Raw genomic sequence first — 2,310 nt, 5'->3', positions numbered from 1 at the left:
GTACGCCTCCGGCGAGGGCCGCCTTGCGGGAGCATGGCCCGGTAGCGAAGCTGCGCTCTTAAGGTCGTCCTTTCGAGCGTAGTTAGCAGCACAGCATGAGCCATGTGACGTTATTGACCGGACCGGAGCGTCGTCGTCGTTGGCGTGAAGAGGATCAGTGCCGGATCCTGGCCGCGGCATTCGCGCCCGGGGCCATAGTGGCGGCGGTAGCGCGTCAGTACGATGTCGCAACCAGCCTGATCTATAAGTGGCGCCGCACGGTGAGAGCCCGCGAGACGGGCTTTGCCGAAGTTGTCGTGGTTCCCGATAAGCCTTTCGCCGCTTCGGTGCCGGCGGCGCCACCAGCGGTGATCGAGCTGGAGATCGCCGGCAAGGTGCGGCTGCGGATACCGCTGACCACGCCGCCGACACTGGCGGCGGCGATGGTGAAGGCGCTGGGCGTTTCATGATCCCGGTTCCGAGCCAGGTGCGGATCTGGTTGGCGGTTGGCCGGACCGATATGCGTCGCGGAATGCAAGGCCTCGCTCTGCAGGTTCAGGAGACGTTGGGCCGGGATCCGCATGCCGGCGATCTTTATGTCTTCCGCGGCCGCAACGGCAACCTGATCAAGATTATCTGGCATGATGGGCTCGGCATGTCGCTATATGCAAAACGGCTCGAGAAGGGCCGGTTTCTATGGCCGTCGCCGGCGGACGGCACGGTTTCCATATCACCGGCGCAGCTCGCCTACATGCTCGACGGGATCGATTGGCGCAACCCGCGTCACACGTTCCGACCGCAGCGCGCGGGCTGAGTTTTTCTTTGAGTTTGCGCCATTTTCCGCGAGTCAGCGGACGCGTTTTATGATTCACTCCAGGGCATGGTTGCCACCGCCCAGGATGCTGTTCCGGACGATATTGGCGCGCTGAGAGCAGCGCTGACCGCGGCGCTGGCCAGAGCCGAAGACGAGGCCGCACGCGCTGCGCTGGTCGAGGCCGAACTGGCGGTCGCCAGGGCCAAGGCATCGGATGATGCGGCGCTGATCGCACATCAGGATCTGACGATCCGGAAGCTGCAGCGGGCGCTGCATGGTCAAAGTTCTGAACGTGCCGCCCGCCTGCACGACCAGATGGAACTCACCTTCGAGGAACTCGAGAGCACGGCAACGGAAGACGAGATCGCCGCCGAACAGGCAGCGGCGCGGACCACCGAGGTGGCGCCTTATGTGCGCAAACGACCGGCGCGCCAGCCATTTCCCGAGCACCTGCCGCGCGAACGCGTGGTCGAGCCGGCGCCGACCGCTTGCCACTGCTGCGGCGGTCATCGGCTGCGCAGGCTGGGTGAGGATATCACCGAGACGCTGGAGGTGGTGCCGCGGCAATGGAAGGTGATCCAGCACGTGCGGGAGAAGTTCACCTGCCGCGACTGCGAGGCGATCAGCCAGGCTCCGGCGCCGTTCCACGCCACCCCGCGCGGCTGGGCCGGTCCCGGCCTGCTGGCGATGATCCTGTTCGAGAAGTTCGGCCAGCATCAGCCCCTCAACCGCCAGGCTGAACGCTATGCCCGCGAAGGCGTGCCGCTCAGCCTGTCGACGCTCGCCGACCAGGTCGGCGCCGGCGTCGCGGCGCTGATGCCGCTGTTCAAGCGGCTCGAAGCCCATGTGCTGGCCGCTTCACGTCTGCACGGCGACGACACGACGGTGCCGGTCCTGGCCAAGGGCAAGACCGATACCGGCCGATTATGGACCTATGTGCGTGATGACCGACCATTCGGCGATGTCGATCCGCCGGCGGCGGTGTTCTATTATTCCCGCGATCGCCGAGGCGAACATCCCGCGGCGCATCTCGCCGGCTGGAGCGGCATTCTGCAGGCCGATGCCTATGGCGGTTATGGCGATCTCTATGCGGCGGCCCGTCAGCCGGCGCCTATTCTGGAAGCCAGCTGCTGGGCCCACAGCCGGCGCAAAGTGTTCGGGCTGGCCGATATCGAAGCGGCGGCGCGCAAGAAGGCGCACGGCGAGAAGCCCAACCTGGTCTATCCGCTCGCGGTTGAAGGCGTGAAGCGCATCGACGCCCTGTTCGATATCGAGCGCGAGATCAACGGCCTGTCGCCGGCCCAACGCCACGCCGTGCGCCAGGAGCGGAGCCTGCCGCTGGTCGCGGAGCTCGAGACCTGGATGATCGAGACGCGCGACAAGCTCTCGCGCGGACATGATCTGACCAAGGCCTTCAACTACATGCTGCGCCGCTGGTCATCCTTCGCCCGGTTCCTCGACGACGGGCGGATCTGCCTATCGAACAATGCAGCCGAGCGAGCCCTGCGCGGCATCGC

Annotated in this window: 3 protein-coding genes; all 3 read left to right on the top strand. The window is 65.9% G+C overall.

The genetic code is table 11. The annotated features are described in order from the left end of the window. Positions 1–95: 95 nt before the first annotated feature. Positions 96–449: an IS66-like element accessory protein TnpA gene (gene tnpA, locus NKI58_RS35385; protein ID WP_352596435.1), complete on the top strand. Its 354-nt coding sequence runs from the start codon at positions 96–98 to the stop codon at positions 447–449. Further along, the gene (tnpB, locus tag NKI58_RS35380; RefSeq protein WP_023680870.1) at positions 446–793 is read left to right on the top strand and encodes an IS66 family insertion sequence element accessory protein TnpB; all 348 of its coding nucleotides are present in this window, start codon (positions 446–448) and stop codon (positions 791–793) included. Before tnpA ends, tnpB begins: the two co-directional genes overlap by 4 nt. Before the next feature lie 66 nt (positions 794–859). Next, on the top strand, positions 860–2,310 hold a 1,451-nt coding region (gene tnpC / locus NKI58_RS35375; RefSeq protein WP_352694631.1), incomplete at its 3' end, for an IS66 family transposase.

The sequence above is a fragment of the Mesorhizobium sp. M0522 genome, assembly GCF_040321085.1.
GTDB lineage: Bacteria > Pseudomonadota > Alphaproteobacteria > Rhizobiales > Rhizobiaceae > Mesorhizobium.
The sequence above is the reverse complement of the archived record's forward strand: the minus strand, read 5'-3'. Positions and strand labels throughout refer to the sequence as shown.

Bases quoted from the DNA above. Each gene is read 5' to 3' on its own strand.
- tnpB (WP_023680870.1), top strand. From the start codon at position 446: ATGATCCCGGTTCCGAGCCAGGTGCGGATCTGGTTGGCGGTTGGCCGG.
- tnpA (WP_352596435.1), top strand. From the start codon at position 96: ATGAGCCATGTGACGTTATTGACCGGACCGGAGCGTCGTCGTCGTTGG.